This is a genomic window from Serratia sp. SCBI (assembly GCF_000747565.1).
Taxonomy (GTDB): Bacteria; Pseudomonadota; Gammaproteobacteria; order Enterobacterales; family Enterobacteriaceae; genus Serratia; species Serratia ureilytica.
Genome location: NZ_CP003424.1, coordinates 3488499 through 3506625, shown reverse-complemented (window position 1 = coordinate 3506625; position 18127 = coordinate 3488499). Strand labels below are relative to the sequence as shown.

General features: G+C 59.1%; 11 protein-coding genes and 2 pseudogenes. 6 read left to right on the top strand and 7 right to left on the bottom strand.

Features of this window, described 5'->3' with window-relative positions; translation table 11 throughout:
* The first annotated feature begins 175 nt into the window (after nt 1–175).
* On the top strand, nt 176–715 hold the full coding sequence (locus SERRSCBI_RS16425) for a YfaZ family outer membrane protein (RefSeq protein ID WP_033643844.1): 540 nt from the start codon (nt 176–178) through the stop codon (nt 713–715).
* Between the two features lie 6 nt (nt 716–721).
* Here the strand turns inward: SERRSCBI_RS16425 and SERRSCBI_RS16420 are convergent.
* A pseudogene (locus SERRSCBI_RS16420) lies at nt 722–1967 on the bottom strand (IS3 family transposase).
* Nucleotides 1968–2082: 115 nt separating this feature from the next.
* Nucleotides 2083–3291 carry a tyrosine transporter TyrP gene (gene tyrP, locus SERRSCBI_RS16410; RefSeq protein ID WP_004935940.1) on the bottom strand — a complete coding sequence of 403 codons (1209 nt, stop codon included), beginning with the start codon at nt 3289–3291 and terminating at the stop codon, nt 2083–2085.
* A 245-nt stretch (nt 3292–3536) separates the two neighbouring features.
* Here tyrP and SERRSCBI_RS16405 point away from each other — a divergent pair.
* Nucleotides 3537–4734: pseudogene (locus tag SERRSCBI_RS16405) on the top strand (nicotinamide mononucleotide deamidase-related protein YfaY).
* Between the two features lie 3 nt (nt 4735–4737).
* Here the strand turns inward: SERRSCBI_RS16405 and SERRSCBI_RS16400 are convergent.
* Nucleotides 4738–5946 (bottom strand): NAD(P)/FAD-dependent oxidoreductase, encoded by a 1209-nt coding sequence (locus SERRSCBI_RS16400; RefSeq protein ID WP_232094465.1) that lies wholly within the window; start codon nt 5944–5946, stop codon nt 4738–4740.
* 116 nt (nt 5947–6062) lie between these two features.
* Here SERRSCBI_RS16400 and SERRSCBI_RS16395 point away from each other — a divergent pair, with 116 nt between their 5' ends.
* Both SERRSCBI_RS16395 and SERRSCBI_RS25280 read left to right on the top strand, forming a co-directional pair.
* Nucleotides 6063–6884 carry a helix-turn-helix domain-containing protein gene (locus SERRSCBI_RS16395; RefSeq protein WP_042785086.1) on the top strand — a complete coding sequence of 274 codons (822 nt, stop codon included), beginning with the start codon at nt 6063–6065 and terminating at the stop codon, nt 6882–6884.
* Nucleotides 6885–7115: 231 nt separating this feature from the next.
* On the top strand, nt 7116–7268 hold the full coding sequence (locus SERRSCBI_RS25280) for a Hok/Gef family protein (RefSeq protein WP_004935921.1): 153 nt from the start codon (nt 7116–7118) through the stop codon (nt 7266–7268).
* A 59-nt stretch (nt 7269–7327) separates the two neighbouring features.
* Here the strand turns inward: SERRSCBI_RS25280 and yfaE are convergent, their stop codons facing one another.
* From yfaE to ubiG, 4 genes are all read right to left on the bottom strand, one after another.
* Nucleotides 7328–7588 carry a class I ribonucleotide reductase maintenance protein YfaE gene (gene yfaE, locus SERRSCBI_RS16385; protein WP_015378558.1) on the bottom strand — a complete coding sequence of 87 codons (261 nt, stop codon included), beginning with the start codon at nt 7586–7588 and terminating at the stop codon, nt 7328–7330.
* 3 nt (nt 7589–7591) lie between these two features.
* Nucleotides 7592–8722 carry a class Ia ribonucleoside-diphosphate reductase subunit beta gene (gene nrdB, locus SERRSCBI_RS16380; RefSeq protein ID WP_019453694.1) on the bottom strand — a complete coding sequence of 377 codons (1131 nt, stop codon included), beginning with the start codon at nt 8720–8722 and terminating at the stop codon, nt 7592–7594.
* A 67-nt stretch (nt 8723–8789) separates the two neighbouring features.
* Entirely contained in the window at nt 8790–11078 is a 2289-nt protein-coding gene (gene nrdA / locus SERRSCBI_RS16375; protein WP_033632525.1) for a class 1a ribonucleoside-diphosphate reductase subunit alpha, read from the bottom strand.
* Between the two features lie 438 nt (nt 11079–11516).
* Nucleotides 11517–12242, bottom strand: coding sequence for a bifunctional 2-polyprenyl-6-hydroxyphenol methylase/3-demethylubiquinol 3-O-methyltransferase UbiG (ubiG, locus tag SERRSCBI_RS16370; RefSeq protein ID WP_033644327.1), 726 nt, complete (start codon nt 12240–12242; stop codon nt 11517–11519).
* Between the two features lie 212 nt (nt 12243–12454).
* Between ubiG and gyrA the strand changes: the two genes are divergently transcribed.
* Complete coding sequence (gene gyrA / locus SERRSCBI_RS16365; protein ID WP_033643840.1) at nt 12455–15097, top strand: DNA topoisomerase (ATP-hydrolyzing) subunit A; 2643 nt, start codon at nt 12455–12457, stop codon at nt 15095–15097.
* A 166-nt stretch (nt 15098–15263) separates the two neighbouring features.
* A complete protein-coding gene (gene rcsC, locus SERRSCBI_RS16360) occupies nt 15264–18125 on the top strand; it encodes a two-component system sensor histidine kinase RcsC (RefSeq protein ID WP_042785084.1) in 2862 nt (953 codons plus the stop codon).
* Nucleotides 18126–18127 lie beyond the last annotated feature (2 nt).

Here is an 18127-nt window from a genome sequence, read left to right as displayed (position 1 = left end):
ATCGCCTTGACGAATATGGATTTTTGTTTGCAAATTTTTACATTTATTTGATTATTGAAGAATTTTTTCGCTTTTATCCCTTAAATACTCATTGCGCTTTGGTATAGACTCATGACGTTATTATTTTGCGTTGATTCGATCATTCGGTACGGATGACAAACCAGAGGGAAAGATGATGAAAAAGACTTGGGTCGCGTGCGCGGCAGGATTGCTGTTTGTGACCGGCGCGGCGAACGCCATCAGCGTGTCAGGCGAAGCCGGGCAACACTACACCAACCTGGGCGTTGGTATGAGCACCGGCTCTTCAGGTCTGGGCCTGACCGGCAACTGGGCGCGCAGCGACCATGACGGCAACGTCGGCAGCGTGGGGTTGAACTTCGGCGTGCCGCTGGGGCCGTTGACGGCGACCGTGGGCGCCAAAGCGCTGTACCTCAGCCCGAAAGACGGGAAAAGCGGCGGGGCGGTGGCGCTGGGCGGCGGCCTGGAGTGGGAAATTAACCGTTACTTCAGCCTGCACGGCGAAGGTTACTTTGCCCCTGAGTCTTTCACCAGCGGCGTGAAGGCCTATAACGAAGCCAGCGGCGGCCTGCGCTGGAAGTTCCGTCCGCTGAGCGTGGACGTGGGCTACCGTTACATGCAGATGGAAGGCAAAGACGGGCGTCGCGACAACACCCTGGCCGATGGCCCTTATGTCGGTGTCGGTCTGAGCTTCTGACGCTGACTAGTCCTGATATAGGTTGACACTTTTCAGCCGGATAACGCCCGATGAACCTCATCGGGCGTTTTGTATTTCAGCGACAGGTGCGGCCGCCGCGTGTTGTACAAGTTCACCGACTCCCTGACCATCTTTCTTGCCTGCGCGATATCTTCTGGCCTGCCGAGCAGGTATTCCGTTTTGAGTATCCCGTTTATCCGTTCCGCCAGCGCGTTCTGATAACAGTCATACCCGTCCGTCATCGAGCAGGTGATGCCATATCTCTGATGTAACGCCTGATATTCCTGTGAGCAGTACTGGATACCCCTGTCCGAGTGGTGCACCAACGGCAACGCCGTGCGTCTGCCGGCCAGTGCCATTTTGAACGCGCAGGCGACATGCCGGGTATGCAGACTGTCATGCACATGATACCCCACGATTTTTCTCGACCAGGCATCCGTTACCAGGCTGACATACGCCGTCCCTGTTCTCAGCGGCAAGTAGGTGATATCCGCCACCCATACCTGTTCCGGACGGCTGGCTATGACCTGGTTGTCCCCCGCCTTCAGCAGGTTGGGATGACGATAAAAACGATGATGGCTCTGCGTCGTCTTGTGATATGCCCGTTTAGGCATCACCAGTAACCGCGCGCAGCGCAGGATACTGAACAGCCGGTCGCGCCCCACATGCAATGCCGGTTCGGGGCGTTGCCGCAACAGGTGATGCAGCTTACGTGTCCCCAGCCGGGGCTGGTGCAAGCGGATGGCCGTCACCTGTTCGACGAGATGCCGGGTCTGCTCCTCTTTGCCTGCTTCACGCTGCAGGGACTGATACCACGCTTGTCGGCTGATGCCCATCCATCGGCAGGCCCGTGTTACTGTGAGTCCCGGTACTTGTGTTTGCGCGATAAGGCGGTTAGCTGCTTTTTTGTCAGCGTGGCGCCAAAGTCGGTGTTCATCACTTTGACGACAGCCTCGAAGAACTGGGCTTTGACTTCAGATTCAGCCAGTTGCTGCTCAAGTTCTTTAATACGCTGTTCGGGCGTCAGGGGGAGTTTGGGCATATTGTCTCCGCACGTTCTGGTGGAAGGAGAAGTCCGCCAGTCAAGCTGACCGTATTTGCGCAGCCAGTTCATGACGGTTACGTTGCCCTGGATACCATAACGGTCTGTGGCCTGACGGCAAGTCATTTCGCCTTTTTCGACCTGTTCGACGACGGCCAGTTTAAAGGATAGAGAGTAATCGCGTTGTGTGCGTTTAATATACTGGTTCATCACATTTTCCTCTGTGCGTGAGTAAAATGTGTCAACGCTATTCAGGACGGGTCACGCTCAGCAAAAAGGGGCCATTGCGGCCCCTTTCTCTTTATCATTCCTTGTCTTTCGTCGCTTACCCGACCGCCGGCAGCATGCCGCTGGCGATGCCCAGTTGGATGGCGATCACCGTTACCCCACAGACAAACACCAGCGCCAGCGCAGGGGTGCCGCCCCAGACGCGATATTGTGCCTGATGCTTTTGGCGAGTTTTCCACACCAGCAGCGAAGGCAGCAGCAGCGCCAGCACCGACAGGGCGATGGCGGCGAAACCCAGCGCCAGCACGAAACCGCGCGGATAGAACAGCGCGAAGGCCAGCGGCGGCAGGAAGGTGATGGCGCCGGTTTGCAGGCGGCCACGCACGTTATCTTGCCGCTTGAACAGGTCAGCCAGGAAATCGAACAGCCCAAGCGCAACGCCGAGGAACGAGGTCGCCAGCGCCAGATCGGCGAACAGGTGCACCGCCAGTTCAACGTGCGGCGAAGCTACTGCATCACGCACCGCCTGCAACAGGCCATTCAGCCCGGCCTGCTGCGCCAGAATGCCGACGAAGGTGTCGGAGCTGATACTGCCCAGCGTTGCCAGCTGCCAGAAGATATAGGCGATCAGCGGGATGGCGCTGCCGATGATGAACACCCAACGCAGTTTGCGAATGTTGCCGCCCATGTAGTTGACGATGCTCGGCACGCTGCCGTGGAAGCCGAATGAGGTGAAGATCACCGGAATGGCCGATAACGCCAGGCCTTGCTCCAGCGGCAACGTCATCAGATTGGTCTGGTGGATATTCGGCAACATCAGGCCGAGCATCACCACCAGAAACACCACTTTCGCGCTGAACAGGATGCGGTTGAACAAGTCGACCGAGTGGGTGCCGATGCACACCACGCCGCCGGCCACCAGGGTGAACAGCAGGACGCCGAGCGACACCGGGAAGTCCTGTGATGTCCATTGGCTGATGCTGGTGGCGAGCAGTTCGCCGGCGCCGCTAATGTAGGCGGCGGTGAGGGCGTACATCAGGAACATCATGCTAAAGCTGGTCAGCCACTGGCCGCCGCCGCCGAGATAACGTTTGGCGAGCGTGCCCAGACCGGTATCCGCCTGCTCATGCTGGTAAACCTCTACCAGTAACAGCGCGGTGTAACACATCAACAGCCACAGCCCGACCAGTAAGGCCAGCGTGACGCCGAAACCGACGCCGGCCGCCGCCAGCGGCATCGCCAGCATCCCGGCGCCAATGGTGGTGCCCGCCACGATAAAAACACTGCCAAGAGTGCGATTCTTCACGTTTTTTCTCTACCAGCCGAAAGATTTTGAAAATTATAGGTAACGATTTATGAGGATGGCAGGATAGTGGAAGCCCTAATTTGTGTCAAACCGGCGTTACGCGCATTGTAAACTAAAGTTTACAATCTTGCGGGCGGCATGGCGCATGATGAACGACGCGATGGCGGAAATAATCCGACGGCGGCTAGTGAAAAGTTATTTACGGGCTTCTATAGTGGAATGACCAAAAAATGTGGGAGAGATCAATGTTAAGGGTGGAGATGCTCAGCACCGGCGATGAGGTGCTGCACGGGCAAATTATTGATACCAACGCCGCCTGGCTGGCGGACTACCTGTTCCAGCAGGGCGTGCCGATGAGCGGGCGGGAAACGGTAGGGGACAGCCTCTCTGCTTTGATCGAGATCCTGCAGGAACGCAGCCATATCGCCGATGTGCTGATTGTCAACGGCGGCCTGGGGCCGACCAGCGACGATTTGAGCGCGCTGGCCGCCGCGAAAGCCTGCGGCGTAGAGCTGATTGAACGGGCTGACTGGCTGGCGCGTATGGAAGCCTATTTCGCCGAGCGCGGGCGGCCGATGGCCCCTTCCAACCGCAAGCAGGCGCAGATCCCGGCCAATGCGGAAATGCTGGATAACCCGGTGGGCACCGCCTGCGGTTTCGCGTTGCAGCTGAACCAATGCCTGATGTTTTTCACCCCCGGCGTGCCTTCGGAATTCAAAGTGATGGTCGAACAGCAGATCGTGCCGCGTCTGCGCCAGCGCTTCACTTTGCCGGCGCCGCCGCTGTGCCTGCGTCTGACGACGTTCGGTACCTCCGAGAGCGATCTGGCCGCCGAACTGGACAGCCTGCCGCTGCCGCCGGACGTGGTGCTGGGTTACCGCTCGTCCAGCCCGATCATTGAGCTGAAGCTGACCGGGCCGGAAAGCCGGCGCGCGGAGATGGAGCTGGCCTGGCGACACGTGCGCGAGGTAGCGGGGGACAACTGCATCTTCGAAGGCACCGTCGGGTTGCCGGCGACGCTGACGCAGCGCTTGAATCAGCAAGGGCTGAAGCTGGCGTTGAGCGAGCAATTCAGCGGCGGCTTGATCAACCTGCAGCTGCAGAGCGAAGGCGCGCCGCTGGCGGGGGGAGAGCTGCTGCCGGCCTACTGCATCGAAACGCTGGAAACGACGCTGGCGCGCGCCCGCTCGCTGGCGGAATTGACCGGCGCGCCGTTGGCGTTGGCGGTCAGCGCCATGCGCGATGAGCAGGTGAGCATTGCGCTGCACACGCCGCGCGGCGGGATTGGCCAGACCGTGCGTTATCGCGCGTCGCGCCACGGGCTGCGGCTGCGGCAGGAGTCGGTGGCGATGCTGGCGCTGGATATGCTGCGCCGTTGGCTGAATGGGGGCCAGGCGTGCGGTAAAAAACGCCTGGCTGGAGGTGGTGGAAATTATCGAGTGACGCTCATGGCGCTGAGTTGTCTGCCTCACTGTTTTGTTGTAGCCGTTCGGACGCCAGGCGTGAAAGATGTATTGCCGCCGCGCCTCGCGTTTGCAGCTCTGTACCGTAGTTCCTGAGCGCCTGCGCGGCGCTGTCTGAGTGCGCCAGATGCGCCGCCAGGCTGGCGGCGTCTACCAGCGCGGTGTTGGCGCCGAGCCCACCTGCCGGGCTCATGGCGTGCACGGCGTCGCCGAGAAAGGCGATGCGTTCGCTGTGCCATTCCGGCATCGCCGCCGTAACCTGCACCGTCCGCACGCTGAGCGACAGGGGATCCGCCAGCGCTAACGCCGTTTGCAAGGCGGGCGCCCATCCTTGCGAGATATGCCGTACGCGCGCCTGCAACGCGGTGTTCTCCTCCAGTCCCGGGGCTCCGCCGAGACGTTCAGCCGAACCGATACAGGCCCAATAGAGATAGTCGTCGACCGGCGAGAGGCGGCAATCGGGCGCGTAGTCGGCCGCCAGTTGCGCCATGGGGGCCTGAAAGCGCATCGGCTCAACCACCAGCGACACGCCGTCGGCGAAGATCACCGATACGCCGTTCAGCAGCTCAGGGGCCAATTGGGCCCGGGTCGCCGCATCGAGCGGCGTTTTGCCGTAGAGGGTGACCGCACCGCTGTCTTCTGGCCCCGCCTCGGGCAGGCAGCGCCGCCGCACCAGCGAGTTGACGCCGTCGGCGGCGATCAGCACATCGACCCGCACGTGTTCGCCGTTGGCGAACTGAAGTTCCACACCCTGCGGCGTTTGTGCAAATTCACGCAAGGTATGGCCGAAACGCACCCGGTCTTGCAGGCCGGCAAGCAGGATCTCGCGCAGCGTTTGGCGATGAATGCCGAGATCGCCGCCCGGTTCTTGTGTTTGGCGCTGGCTGGAGGGCAACCAGTGCTCGGGGCGCCGGCCGGTGAGCGGGGCAAGCTGCGGATCCCATAGATTGCTCTCGCCGCTGTTTTGCGCGCTGCCGGCGCAGAGCAAGCGGTAGTGCGCCGGCGGCAGGCAGGCGGCCAGCGCCTGCTGGCCCGACGGATCGATGCGCAGCCGGTAGCCCTGATCGCGTGCTTGCGGTGTGGTGTCGCGTTCAAACACCGTGGCGTGGATGCCAAAGCGGCGCAGTCCCTGAGCCAGACACAGGCCGCCGGGCCCGGCGCCGATAATGCCAATGCTGAGTGTTGTCATCATGTTCCCTCGTGAGTCAGTGGCCGCAGACGGTCGCGGCCGGAAGCATTTCATTATGTCGGTGCAGGAAAAGGTTGGTATAACGGTATCTGGACTAAAAATAGTGATTAGTGGCCAATATGAATGCGAACCTTCACGCCCTCGATGCTGACTGCAGCGAATGGTCGATGGGCCCCTGGCTGATCGCCCTCGGCGGCCGCGACGCGGCAGGCCGGGAGTATCGGTTGGGCACGCGCGAATACGACTGGCATCAGCATGTGCGCGGGCAGTTGCTGTGCGTTGAAAGCGGTTTGCTGCATGTAAGCACGGCGCAGGGCGATTGGGTGCTGCCGCCTCAGCGGGCGGGTTGGATCCCGCCGGCGACGGAGCACCGGGTGCAGGTTTGCGGCGCGCTGAGCGGCTGGAGTTTACTGCTGGCGCCGGAGGCCTGCCACGATCTGTCGAATACACCTTGCGTTATCGGCATCAGCGCAGTGCTACAGGCGCTGGCTCAGCGTGCGGAAGGTTGGGACAAACGCAGCGCGCTTACCCTGGAGCAGGAGCGTATGGCGCAGGTGATGCGTGACGAGATACGGCTGGCGCCGACGGAGCCGCTGTATTTACCGATGTCGTCCCATCCGCGCCTGGCCGGCGTTCTGCAGGCCTTGCTGGCGCAACCGGGGAGCGAACGTTCACTGGAGGCGTGGGCTGAATGGGGGGCGATGTCGCCGCGTACCCTGCGGCGGCTGATGATCGGCGAGACGGGGTTGAGTTTTGCCCAGTGGCGTCAGCAGGCTCGGTTGTCATATGCGTTGGCGAAGCTGGCCGAAGGCGAAACGGTGCTGCAGATTGCGGAGGCGCTGGGGTATGCCTCGCCGAGCAATTTTATCGCCATGTTTCGTAAAGCCTTCGGCGATTCCCCGGCGCGTTATTTTTCCACATCGGCGGGAAAGGGGCGCTAAGCGAAATACTTTGAGGATAGTTATATATCCCTGATTAATCATAATCTTATAGGGGATATTCGCGGTGAGGGAATGCTGTTACTCTCTTGACGGGTGCTTGAGACTGTTCGTCTTGGGCATTGTGTGACAAGGCGGATAGATGAAAGCCCCAGACTGACTCTCAATCAGAATGGGGCTGCACATACCGCCTAGACACCGGTATGGTAGCCCCTTCACAGCAAGGAGGCAAGCATGCGCTTAAGGCATGTGTTTCATTCGCTAACCGTTGTATGTATTACGGTTTTGTTATTTATCTGGATGATAAGAGACTCGCTGTGCGAGCTGAAAATCTACCAGGAAAATATCACTATCCTGATCAGGTTGGCGTGTGAGGTGAAGCGGTAATCCTAGGGCGGGGGCAACCCCGCCTTCTGGTCTCCTGGCGCGGTTTCCGGCACCCGACTTTACATTTCCAGCTCGATATCCGTCAGCGGCATGCAGCAGCAGGGCAGGATTTCACCGGCGTTGATAAACGCCAGCGGCTGTTGGCGGTAGGCCACTTCGCCTTTCACCAGCTTCAGGCGGCAGGCGCCGCAATAGCCGGAGCGGCATTGGTACTCCACCTGCACGTCGTGCAGTTCCAGCACGTCGAGCAGGCAGTTTTCACTGTTAGGGCAAGAGAGCTGCGTGCCGGCGGCGCGCAGCGTTACGGTTGGCGTCGCCATCGCTTACAGTTCGAAGTCGCTCAGGTCGTCGGCGTTGATCTCCGAGTCGATCTGGCCAACCAGGTAAGAGCTCACTTCCACTTCCTGCGGCGCTACCTGCACGTTGTCGGACACCAACCAGGCATTGATCCACGGGATCGGGTTGGAGCGGGTTTCGAACGGCAGACCGAGGCCGACCGCCTGCATGCGGATATTGGTGATGTACTCCACATACTGGCACAGGATGTCTTTGTTCAGGCCAATCATCGAGCCGTCGCGGAACAGGTATTCCGCCCACTCTTTCTCCTGCTGGGCGGCCAGCACGAACAGATCGTAGCACTGCTGCTGACATTCCTCGGCGATCTCCGCCATTTCAGGATCGTCGGCGCCGGAACGCATCAGGTTCAGCATGTGCTGGGTGCCGGTCAGGTGCAGCGCTTCGTCGCGGGCGATCAGTTTGATGATTTTGGCGTTGCCTTCCATCAATTCGCGCTCGGCGAAAGCGAAGGAGCAGGCAAAGCTGACGTAGAAGCGGATCGCTTCCAGCGCATTCACGCTCATCAGGCACAGGTACAGCTGCTTCTTCAGCGCACGCAGATTGACGGTGACGGTTTTACCGTTCACCTGGTGGGTGCCTTCACCCAGCAGGTGATAGTAGCTGGTCATCTCGATCAGATCGTCGTAGTAGCCGGAAATGTCTTTCGCGCGCTTCTTGATCTCTTCGTTGGTGACGATGTCGTCGAACACCAGCGCCGGATCGTTGACGATGTTGCGGATGATGTGGGTGTAGGAACGGGAGTGGATAGTCTCGGAGAACGACCAGGTTTCCACCCAGGTTTCCAGCTCAGGGATCGAGATCAGCGGCAGCAGGGCGACGTTCGGGCTGCGGCCCTGGATGGAGTCCAGCAGGGTCTGATACTTCAGGTTGCTGATGAAGATGTGCTTCTCGTGCTCCGGCAGCGCCTGGTAATCGATGCGATCGCGGGAAACGTCAACCTCTTCCGGGCGCCAGAAGAAGGAGAGCTGTTTTTCGATCAGTTTTTCGAAGATTTCATGCTTTTGCTGGTCGAAACGCGCAACGTTTACCGACTGGCCGAAGAACATCGGCTCTTGCAGCTGGTCGTTTTTGGTCTGAGAAAAAGTGGTGTAAGCCATAAGCCTGAATCCATCGTAACGTGGCTAAATGAAGGGGCCGGAAAATTCCGGCCCGCTAGGTCAAACTTTAGATCTTGCAGGCGCCGCTTTCGCAGTCGTCATCGCCGGCCTTGGCAGGCTGCAAATCTTCCTGGGCGTCTTCCGCACCGTCGCGGGTGTTTTGGTAGTACAGCGTTTTGACACCGAACTTGTAGGTGGTGAGCAGGTCTTTCAACAGCTGCTTCATCGGCACCTTGCCGCCCGGGAAGCGGGTCGGATCGTAGTTGGTGTTGGCCGAAATCGACTGGTCGATGAATTTCTGCATCAGCCCCACCAGCTGCAGATAGCCGTCGTTGCTCGGCATTTCCCACAGCAGCTCGTAGTTGTCTTTCAGACGCTCATACTCCGGCACCACCTGGCGCAGGATGCCGTCTTTCGACGCCTTGATGCTGATGTGACCGCGCGGCGGCTCGATGCCGTTGGTGGCGTTGGAAATCTGCGAAGAGGTTTCCGACGGCATCAGGGCGGACAGCGTCGAGTTGCGCAGACCGGTTTCCTGGATCTCTTTACGCAGGGTTTCCCAGTCGTAGTGCAGCGGCTCGCTGCAGATCGCATCCAGGTCTTTCTTGTAGGTGTCGATCGGCAGGATGCCCTGCGAATAGGTGGTTTCGTTGAACCACGGGCAAGCGCCTTGTTCCTGCGCCAGACGGTTGGAGGCTTTCAGCAGGTAGTACTGAATGGCTTCGAACGTCTTGTGGGTCAGGTTGTTGGCGCTGCCGTCGGAGTAGCGCACGCCGTTCTTCGCCAGATAATAGGCGAAGTTGATGACGCCGATGCCCAGGGTGCGGCGACCCATTGCGCCACGGTGTGCGGCCTTGATCGGATAATCCTGATAATCCAGCAGGGCGTCCAGCGATCGTACCGCCAGGGTCGCCAGCTCTTCCAGATCGTCCAGGCTGTCGATCGCGCCCAGGTTGAAGGCGGACAGGGTGCACAGCGCGATCTCGCCGTTTTCGTCGTTGACGTCTTCCAGCGGCTTGGTCGGCAGTGCGATTTCCAGACATAGGTTGGACTGGCGCACCGGCGCGATCTGCGGATCGAACGGGCTGTGGGTGTTGCAGTGGTCGACGTTCTGGATATAGATACGGCCGGTAGAGGCGCGTTCTTGCATCATCAGCGAGAACAGCTCAACCGCTTTCACGCGCTTCTGGCGAATGCTGTCGTCTTTCTCGTACTGGGTGTACAGGCGCTCGAATTCGTCCTGATCGGCGAAGAACGCGTCATACAGCCCCGGCACGTCGGACGGGCTGAACAGAGTGATGTCTTCGCCCTTGATCAGACGCTGGTACATCAGGCGGTTCAACTGCACGCCGTAGTCCATGTGGCGCACGCGGTTGCCTTCAACGCCGCGGTTGTTTTTCAACACCAGCAGGCTTTCCACTTCCAGGTGCCACATCGGGTAGAACAGCGTTGCCGCGCCACCGCGCACGCCGCCCTGCGAGCAGGATTTGACGGCGGTCTGGAAGTGTTTGTAGAACGGGATGCAGCCGGTATGGAAGGCTTCACCGCCACGGATCGGGCTGCCCAGCGCGCGGATGCGGCCGGCGTTGATGCCGATGCCGGCGCGTTGCGAAACGTATTTCACAATGGCGCTGGAGGTGGCGTTGATGGAGTCCAGGCTGTCGCCGCACTCGATCAGCACGCAAGAGCTGAACTGGCGGGTTGGGGTGCGCACGCCGGACATGATCGGCGTAGGCAGCGAAATCTTGAAGGTGGAAATCGCGTCGTAGAAACGTTTGACGTAATCCAGACGAGTTTCACGCGGGTAGTTGGAGAACAGGCACGCGGACACCAGCATGTACAGGAACTGGGCGCTTTCGTAGATCTCGCCGCTGACGCGGTTCTGCACCAGATACTTGCCTTCCAGCTGCTTGACGGCGGCATAAGAGAAGTTCATGTCGCGCCAGTGATCGATAAAGGAGTCCATCTGCTCGAACTCTTCAGCGCTGTAGTCTTCCAGCAGATGTTTATCGTATTTGCCCATCTCGACCATGCGGGTCACGTGAGCGTGCAGCTTCGGCGGTTCGAACTGGCCGTAAGCCTTTTTACGCAGGTGGAAGATCGCCAGGCGAGCGGCCAGGTACTGATAGTCCGGCGCATCGCGGGAGATCAGATCGGCAGCGGCTTTGATGATGGTTTCGTGAATGTCGGCGGTTTTGATGCCGTCATAAAACTGAATGTGGGAACGCAACTCTACTTGAGAAACCGAGACGTTGTGCAATCCTTCTGCGGCCCAATCGATGACCCGGTGGATTTTGTCGAGGTTGATGCGCTCTTTACGGCCATCGCGTTTAGTTACAAGCAGACTTTGGTTCATGTGGTGTTTTACCTGTCCGTATGGTGCCCCTAAGCAGAAGTGTAGTCGCTCTGCTCAGTATGTAAACACTATATATAGGGGTTGTATGTCGGTGAGGTAACAAGATAGTGAGAAAAAACGGCGTTTGCAAGTGAACAAAACCGGCCTAATTTGTGGATAACTTGGGGGTGAAATGTAACTTGCCGTTCGCAGTGCGCGCCGTGACTGGCGCGACAAGCTTGTCAATAAGCGAGATCAGATTTTACTGAAAAACTGAAAAAACCGATCGTTTGGCGCTTTATTAAACGTTAGAAAAAAACGGCATATTGATCTGATTTAATATTCTAAAAAACTGTCTACAACCGCTATTTTGATCGAAGTCGCGGAAATTAGGTATTTTTCCTAACAGCGCGTTGGCGCCGAACCCCGATAACGCAGGGCCGGCGCGGTTTACAGCGCTCAGCCTTCGTGCTGGGTGTGCACCATGTAGTTCACGTCAACGTTGCGCCCAAGCTTGAAATGATCGGTGATCGGGTTGTAATGCAGGCCGATCATGTGCTTTTCGCGCAGCGGCGTGCCGTCGACCCAGCCGATCAGTTCGGAAGGGCGAATAAACTTCTTATGATCGTGGGTGCCCTGCGGCACCATCTTCAGCACGTACTCCGCGCCGATCACCGCCATCAGCCAGGCTTTGGTGTTGCGGTTGATGGTGGAAAAGAACACGTGGCCGCCCGGTTTCACCAGTTGGGCGCAGGCGCGCACCACCGAGGCCGGATCGGGCACGTGCTCCAGCATTTCCATGCAGGTGACCACGTCGTAGCGCTGCGGGTTGGCCTGAGCGTGGCTTTCCACCGTCTCCTGCACGTAAGTCACGTTCACGCCGCTTTCCAGCGCGTGCAGCCGGGCGACCTGCAGCGGCTCCCCGCCCATGTCCAGGCCGGTCACTTCGGCGCCTTCGCGCGCCATGCTTTCCGCCAGAATGCCGCCGCCGCAGCCCACGTCGAGCACCTGCTTGTCAAAAATGCCGCCGGCGCGCTGCATGATGTAGTTCAGGCGCAGCGGGTTGATGCGGTGCAGCGGTTTGAACTCGCCTTCCAGATCCCACCAGCGGGAGGCGACGGCCTCGAACTTGGCGATTTCCTGGTGGTCAACGTTTTGCACTCGGCTGGATGATTCTGCGTTCATGGGCTTGTCTGGCTCCTTATTCTCGTTGCGCGGATTATACATGTTCCGGCGCGGCATCGTCTGCGTCGATGCGTTTTTAGCGCACTAATCTGTACAATTTCCGTGAAACAGCGGCGGTTATTTTCCCGTAAAGCGTGCTTTGTGATATAGTTTTACACCTTTGCCACTATGGCAGCGGGCAGATGAATCATTAGTAGAGGGATAGCAGCTCCATGAGCGACCTTGCCAGAGAAATCACACCGGTAAACATCGAAGACGAGTTGAAAAACTCGTATCTGGACTACGCGATGTCCGTTATTGTCGGACGTGCGCTGCCAGATGTTCGTGATGGACTGAAGCCGGTTCACCGCCGCGTTCTTTACGCGATGAGTGTATTGGGTAACGACTGGAATAAACCATACAAGAAATCGGCCCGTGTCGTCGGGGACGTGATCGGTAAATATCACCCGCACGGTGACAGCGCGGTTTACGACACTATCGTGCGTATGGCTCAGCCGTTTTCACTGCGCTACATGCTGGTGGACGGTCAGGGTAACTTCGGTTCCGTCGACGGCGACTCCGCCGCGGCGATGCGTTATACCGAAGTGCGCATGTCCAAGATTGCTCACGAACTTTTGGCGGATCTGGAAAAAGAAACCGTCGACTTCGTGCCTAACTATGATGGCACCGAGCAGATCCCGGCCGTTATGCCGACCAAGATCCCGAACCTGCTGGTAAACGGCTCGTCGGGCATCGCCGTGGGCATGGCCACCAATATTCCGCCGCACAACCTGGCTGAAGTCGTCAACGGCTGCCTGGCCTATATCGATGATGAAAACATCAGCATCGAAGGGCTGATGGAACACATCCCGGGGCCGGACTTCCCGACGGCGGCGATCATCAACGGCCGTCGCGGCATTGAAGAGGCCTACCGCACCGGGCGCGGCAAAGTCTACCTGCGCGCGCGCGCGGAAGTGGAAGCCGACGCCAAAACCGGCCGCGAAACCATCATCGTTCACGAGATCCCGTATCAGGTGAACAAGGCGCGTCTGATCGAAAAGATCGCCGAGCTGGTGAAAGAAAAACGCGTAGAAGGCATCAGCGCGCTGCGTGACGAGTCCGATAAAGACGGCATGCGCATCGTGATCGAAGTCAAACGCGACGCGGTCGGCGAAGTGGTGCTGAACAACCTGTATGCGCTGACGCAACTGCAGGTTACCTTCGGCATCAACATGGTCGCGCTGCATCAGGGGCAGCCTAAGCTGCTGAACCTGAAAGATATCCTCGAAGCCTTCGTGCGCCACCGCCGCGAAGTGGTCACCCGCCGCACCATCTTCGAACTGCGCAAGGCCCGTGACCGCGCCCATATCTTGGAAGCGCTGGCTATCGCGCTCGCCAACATCGACCCGATCATCGAGCTGATTCGCCGTGCGCCGACGCCGGCGGAAGCGAAAGTCGCGCTGGTGGCTCAGCCGTGGGATCTGGGCAACGTCAGCGCCATGCTGGAACGCGCCGGTGACGACGCCGCTCGCCCTGAGTGGCTGGAGCCGGAGTTCGGCATCCGCGACGGCAAGTACTACCTGACCGAGCAGCAGGCTCAGGCGATTCTGGATCTGCGTCTGCAGAAACTGACCGGCCTGGAGCACGAAAAGCTGCTGGACGAATATAAAGAGCTGCTCAACTTCATCGCCGAGCTGATCTTTATTCTGGAAAGCCCAGAGCGCCTGATGGAAGTGATCCGCGAAGAGCTGGTGGCGGTCAAAGAGCTGTACAACGACGGCCGTCGCACCGAGATCACCGCCAATACTTCCGACATCAACATCGAAGACCTGATCAACCAGGAAGATGTTGTGGTGACCCTGTCTCACCAGGGCTACGTGAAGTATCAGCCGCTGTCCGACTATGAAGCTCAGCGCCGCGGCGGCAAAGGCAAGTCCGCCGCGCGTATTAAAGAAGAAGACTTTATCGATCGCCTGCTGGTGGCCAACACCCACGATACGATCCTGTGCTTCTCCAGCCGTGGCCGCCTGTACTGGATGAAGGTGTATCAACTGCCTGAAGCCAGCCGTGGCGCGCGCGGCCGCCCAATCGTCAACCTGTTGCCGCTGGAAGCCGATGAGCGTATCACCGCCATTCTGCCGGTGCGCGAGTATGAAGAAGGGCGTCACGTGTTCATGGCCACCGCCAGCGGTACCGTGAAGAAAACCGCGCTGACCGAGTTCAGCCGTCCGCGCAGCGCCGGCATTATCGCCGTCAACCTCAACGAGGGCGACGAGCTGATCGGCGTCGATCTGACCGATGGCACCAACGAAGTGATGCTGTTCTCCGCCAACGGTAAAGTGGTGCGCTTCCCGGAAACGCAGGTGCGTTCGATGGGCCGTACCGCGACCGGCGTGCGCGGTATCAACCTCGGCGAAGGCGACAGCGTGATTTCGCTGATCGTGCCGCGCGGCGAGGGCGACATTCTGACCGTCACGCAAAACGGCTTCGGTAAACGTACTGCAGTCACCGAGTACCCGACCAAGTCACGCGCCACCCAGGGGGTTATCTCCATCAAGGTGAGCGAGCGTAATGGCCAGGTGGTCGGCGCCGTGCAGGTGGAAACCAGCGACCAGATCATGATGATCACCGATGCCGGCACGCTGGTGCGTACCCGCGTTTCGGAAGTCAGCGTGGTCGGTCGTAACACCCAGGGCGTGACGCTGATCCGTACGGCGGAAGACGAAAACGTCGTCGGTCTGCAGCGCGTGGCCGAGCCGGTGGAAGACGAAGAGCTGGACAGCCTGGAACCGGGCGCGGAAGCGGTGGAAGAAGACACTACGCCGCTGGACGATGGCGACGACGCGGCTGAGCCGATGGACGACGACAACGTTTAAGCAAGGTGAGGGCGTCGGCATGCCGACACCGTAATGCACTGAGACAAAAGGGCCTGGCAGCGATGCTAGGCCCTTTTTCAGTTATATGGTTTAATTGGCGCACCGAGCCGCCGGCCGCTGCGCCGGCGACAACGCGCGCCGCCACTGACTTTCGTATGGTATCCGATTGAAATATTTAGCCTCTTTTCGAACTACGCTGAAGATATCCCGCTATCTGTTCCGGGTGCTGGCGATTTTGCTGTGGTCGTTGGGAGCGCTGCTCACCACCTTTTATATTCTGAATATCCTGCATCAGAAAGAATCGGACATCCGCCAGGAGTACAACCTCAATTTCGATCAGGCGCAGGGCTATATTCGCCATTCCGCCGACATCATACGCGACATCAAGTACATGGCGGAAAACCGCCTCAACGGTTCGGTCAGCGGCCTGGACATGTTCAGCGGTGTGATCCCCGGCAAGGGCAGCCCACCGCAATTCTATCCGCTGTATCCAGAGTCTAACTGCGCCCTGAGCGCCACTTACCGCAGTTCACTCGATTCGCTGAGCGGCCTGATCCAGTATTGGAAAGAGAACTTCGTGGCAGCCTACGATCTCAACCGGGTGTTCTTTATCGGCGGCGACAGCCTGTGTCTGGCGGAATTCGGCGGCGGCAACGCGGTCGCCAACCGGGAAAACATGCTGAAGTTGCTGCACGAGCGCATTCTGAAATATCGCAACGCCAAGAATCTGGACAAAGACAACAACCTGTATTGGATTAGTCCCAGCGCGCAGCGGCCTGACATCGGTTATCTGTATGTGCTGACGCCTCTCTATATCGGCAACAAGCTGGAGGCGCTGCTGGGCATCGAGCAAACCGTCCGGCTGGAAGATTTCGTCACCGCCGGCAACCTGCCGATCGGCGTCACGCTGCTGGATGAAAACAACGATCCGATACTGCGCCTGGCGGATGGCGATCGCTATGCCGCTGCGCTCAACAGCTACCCCGAAGAGCATGCTTACTTCGGTTATGTCGATAACTACCGCGATCTGATCCTGAAAAAAGCGCTGCCGCCTTCATCGCTGAGCATCGTTTATGCGCTGCCGGTGAAAAGCGTGGTGGAACGCTTCAAAATGCTGATCCTCAATGCGCTGTTGCTGAACCTGTTGTCGGCTATCGTGCTGTTCACGCTGGCGTGGCTGTTTGAGCGCAAGATGTTCCTGCCGGCGGAGGACAATGCCTTCCGGCTGGAAGAACACGAACAGTTCAACCGCAAGATCGTCGCCTCGGCGCCGGTGGGCATCTGTATCCTGCGCATCAGCGATGGCACCAATATTCTGAGTAACGAACTGGCGCACAACTACATCAACCTGTTGACCCACGAAGATCGCGATCGCATTACGCGCATCATCTGCGAACAGCAGGCGAACTTCGTCGATGTGATGACCAGCAACAACAATAATCTGCAGATCAGCTTTGTCCATTCGCGTTACCGCAACGAAGAGGTGGCGATCTGCGTGCTGGTGGACGTCAGCGCGCGCGTGAAAATGGAAGAGTCGCTGCAGGAGATGGCGGCGGCGGCGGAGCAGGCCAGCCAGTCTAAATCGATGTTCCTGGCCACCGTCAGCCATGAGCTGCGCACGCCGCTGTACGGCATTATCGGCAACCTCGATCTGCTGCAGACCAAGGCGTTACCGCCAGGGGTCGATCGGCTGGTCAATGCGATGAACAACTCTTCCGGGCTGCTGCTGAAAATCATCAGCGATATTCTCGACTTCTCCAAAATCGAGTCCGAGCAGCTGAAGATTGAACCGCGTGAGTTCTCCTGCCTGGAGGTGATCACCCATATCGCCGGCAACTATTTGCCGTTGGTGGTGAAGAAACGTTTGGGGCTGTACTGCTTTATCGAGCAAAACGTGCCGGAGCGTATCTTCGGCGATCCGGTGCGGCTGCAGCAGGTGCTGTCCAACCTGGTGAACAACGCCATCAAGTTCACCGATACCGGCTGCATCGTGCTGCAGGTCTGCACCCGCGGCAGCTACCTGGAATTCAGCGTGCGCGATACCGGCGTCGGTATTCCGGAGAAGGAGATCTCACGCCTGTTCGATCCGTTCTTCCAGGTGGGCACCGGCGTGCAGCGCCACTTCCAGGGCACCGGTTTGGGGCTGGCGATCTGCGAGAAATTGGTCAACTTGATGGACGGCGACGTCTCCGTCGAGTCCGAACCGGGGCTGGGCAGCTTGTTCAGCATTCGCATTCCATTGTTTAACGCCCAGTTCCCGATCCCGCAGGCCAGCGATACCTGGCAGGGCCGGCGGCTGTGGCTGGATATCCGCAATCAGCGGCTGGAAAGCTACCTGATGGCGATTCTGGGCGGCTACGGCGCCGATATCCAGCGCTATGACGGGCAGGAGACCGCCGCCGACGAGGTGATGCTCAGCGATTATCCGCTGATGCTGAACACGCCGCTGTTGGCTCAGATCCAGTTCTCGACCGAACATATCGGCCCGTCGCTGGAAACCCGGCCAGGCTATTGGATGCACAGCACCTCTACGCCGCGTGAAACGCTGACCTTGATCAACCGATTGTTCGGCGTCGGCAACGGCGCGGCAGAGGCGCTGGTGCAGCTGCCGGTGCCCGCCAAGGCCAGCGCGACGGACAACGGCGATATTCATCTGCTGGTGGTCGACGATCATCCGATCAACCGTCGCCTGCTTTCCGATCAGCTGGGGTCGCTGGGGTATCAGGTGGTGACCGCCAACGACGGCGTAGACGCGCTCGCCGTACTGAAACAGCACCACGTCGATATTGTGTTGACCGACGTCAATATGCCGAACATGGACGGCTATCGCCTGACGCAGGCGCTGCGGGAGATGCAGTTCAGCGCGCCGGTGATCGGCGTGACGGCGAACGCGTTGGCGGAGGAGAAGCAGCGCTGTCTCGAGGCGGGCATGGATAATTGCCTGTCGAAACCGGTTACGCTGGAGACGCTGGAGCAGACATTGGCTTATTACAGCCAGCAGGTACGCTACAACCGCAGCGAGGCCTGAAA

Excerpts from the sequence above, each read along its gene's own strand:
- SERRSCBI_RS16400 (WP_232094465.1), bottom strand. The coding sequence starts at position 5,946 with ATGATGACAACACTCAGCATTGGCATTATCGGCGCCGGGCCCGGCGGC.
- SERRSCBI_RS16395 (WP_042785086.1), top strand. The coding sequence starts at position 6,063 with ATGAATGCGAACCTTCACGCCCTCGATGCTGACTGCAGCGAATGGTCG.
- yfaE (WP_015378558.1), bottom strand. The coding sequence starts at position 7,588 with ATGGCGACGCCAACCGTAACGCTGCGCGCCGCCGGCACGCAGCTCTCT.
- nrdB (WP_019453694.1), bottom strand. The coding sequence starts at position 8,722 with ATGGCTTACACCACTTTTTCTCAGACCAAAAACGACCAGCTGCAAGAG.
- nrdA (WP_033632525.1), bottom strand. The coding sequence starts at position 11,078 with ATGAACCAAAGTCTGCTTGTAACTAAACGCGATGGCCGTAAAGAGCGC.
- SERRSCBI_RS16425 (WP_033643844.1), top strand. The coding sequence starts at position 176 with ATGAAAAAGACTTGGGTCGCGTGCGCGGCAGGATTGCTGTTTGTGACC.
- gyrA (WP_033643840.1), top strand. The coding sequence starts at position 12,455 with ATGAGCGACCTTGCCAGAGAAATCACACCGGTAAACATCGAAGACGAG.
- SERRSCBI_RS25280 (WP_004935921.1), top strand. The coding sequence starts at position 7,116 with ATGCGCTTAAGGCATGTGTTTCATTCGCTAACCGTTGTATGTATTACG.
- ubiG (WP_033644327.1), bottom strand. The coding sequence starts at position 12,242 with ATGAACGCAGAATCATCCAGCCGAGTGCAAAACGTTGACCACCAGGAA.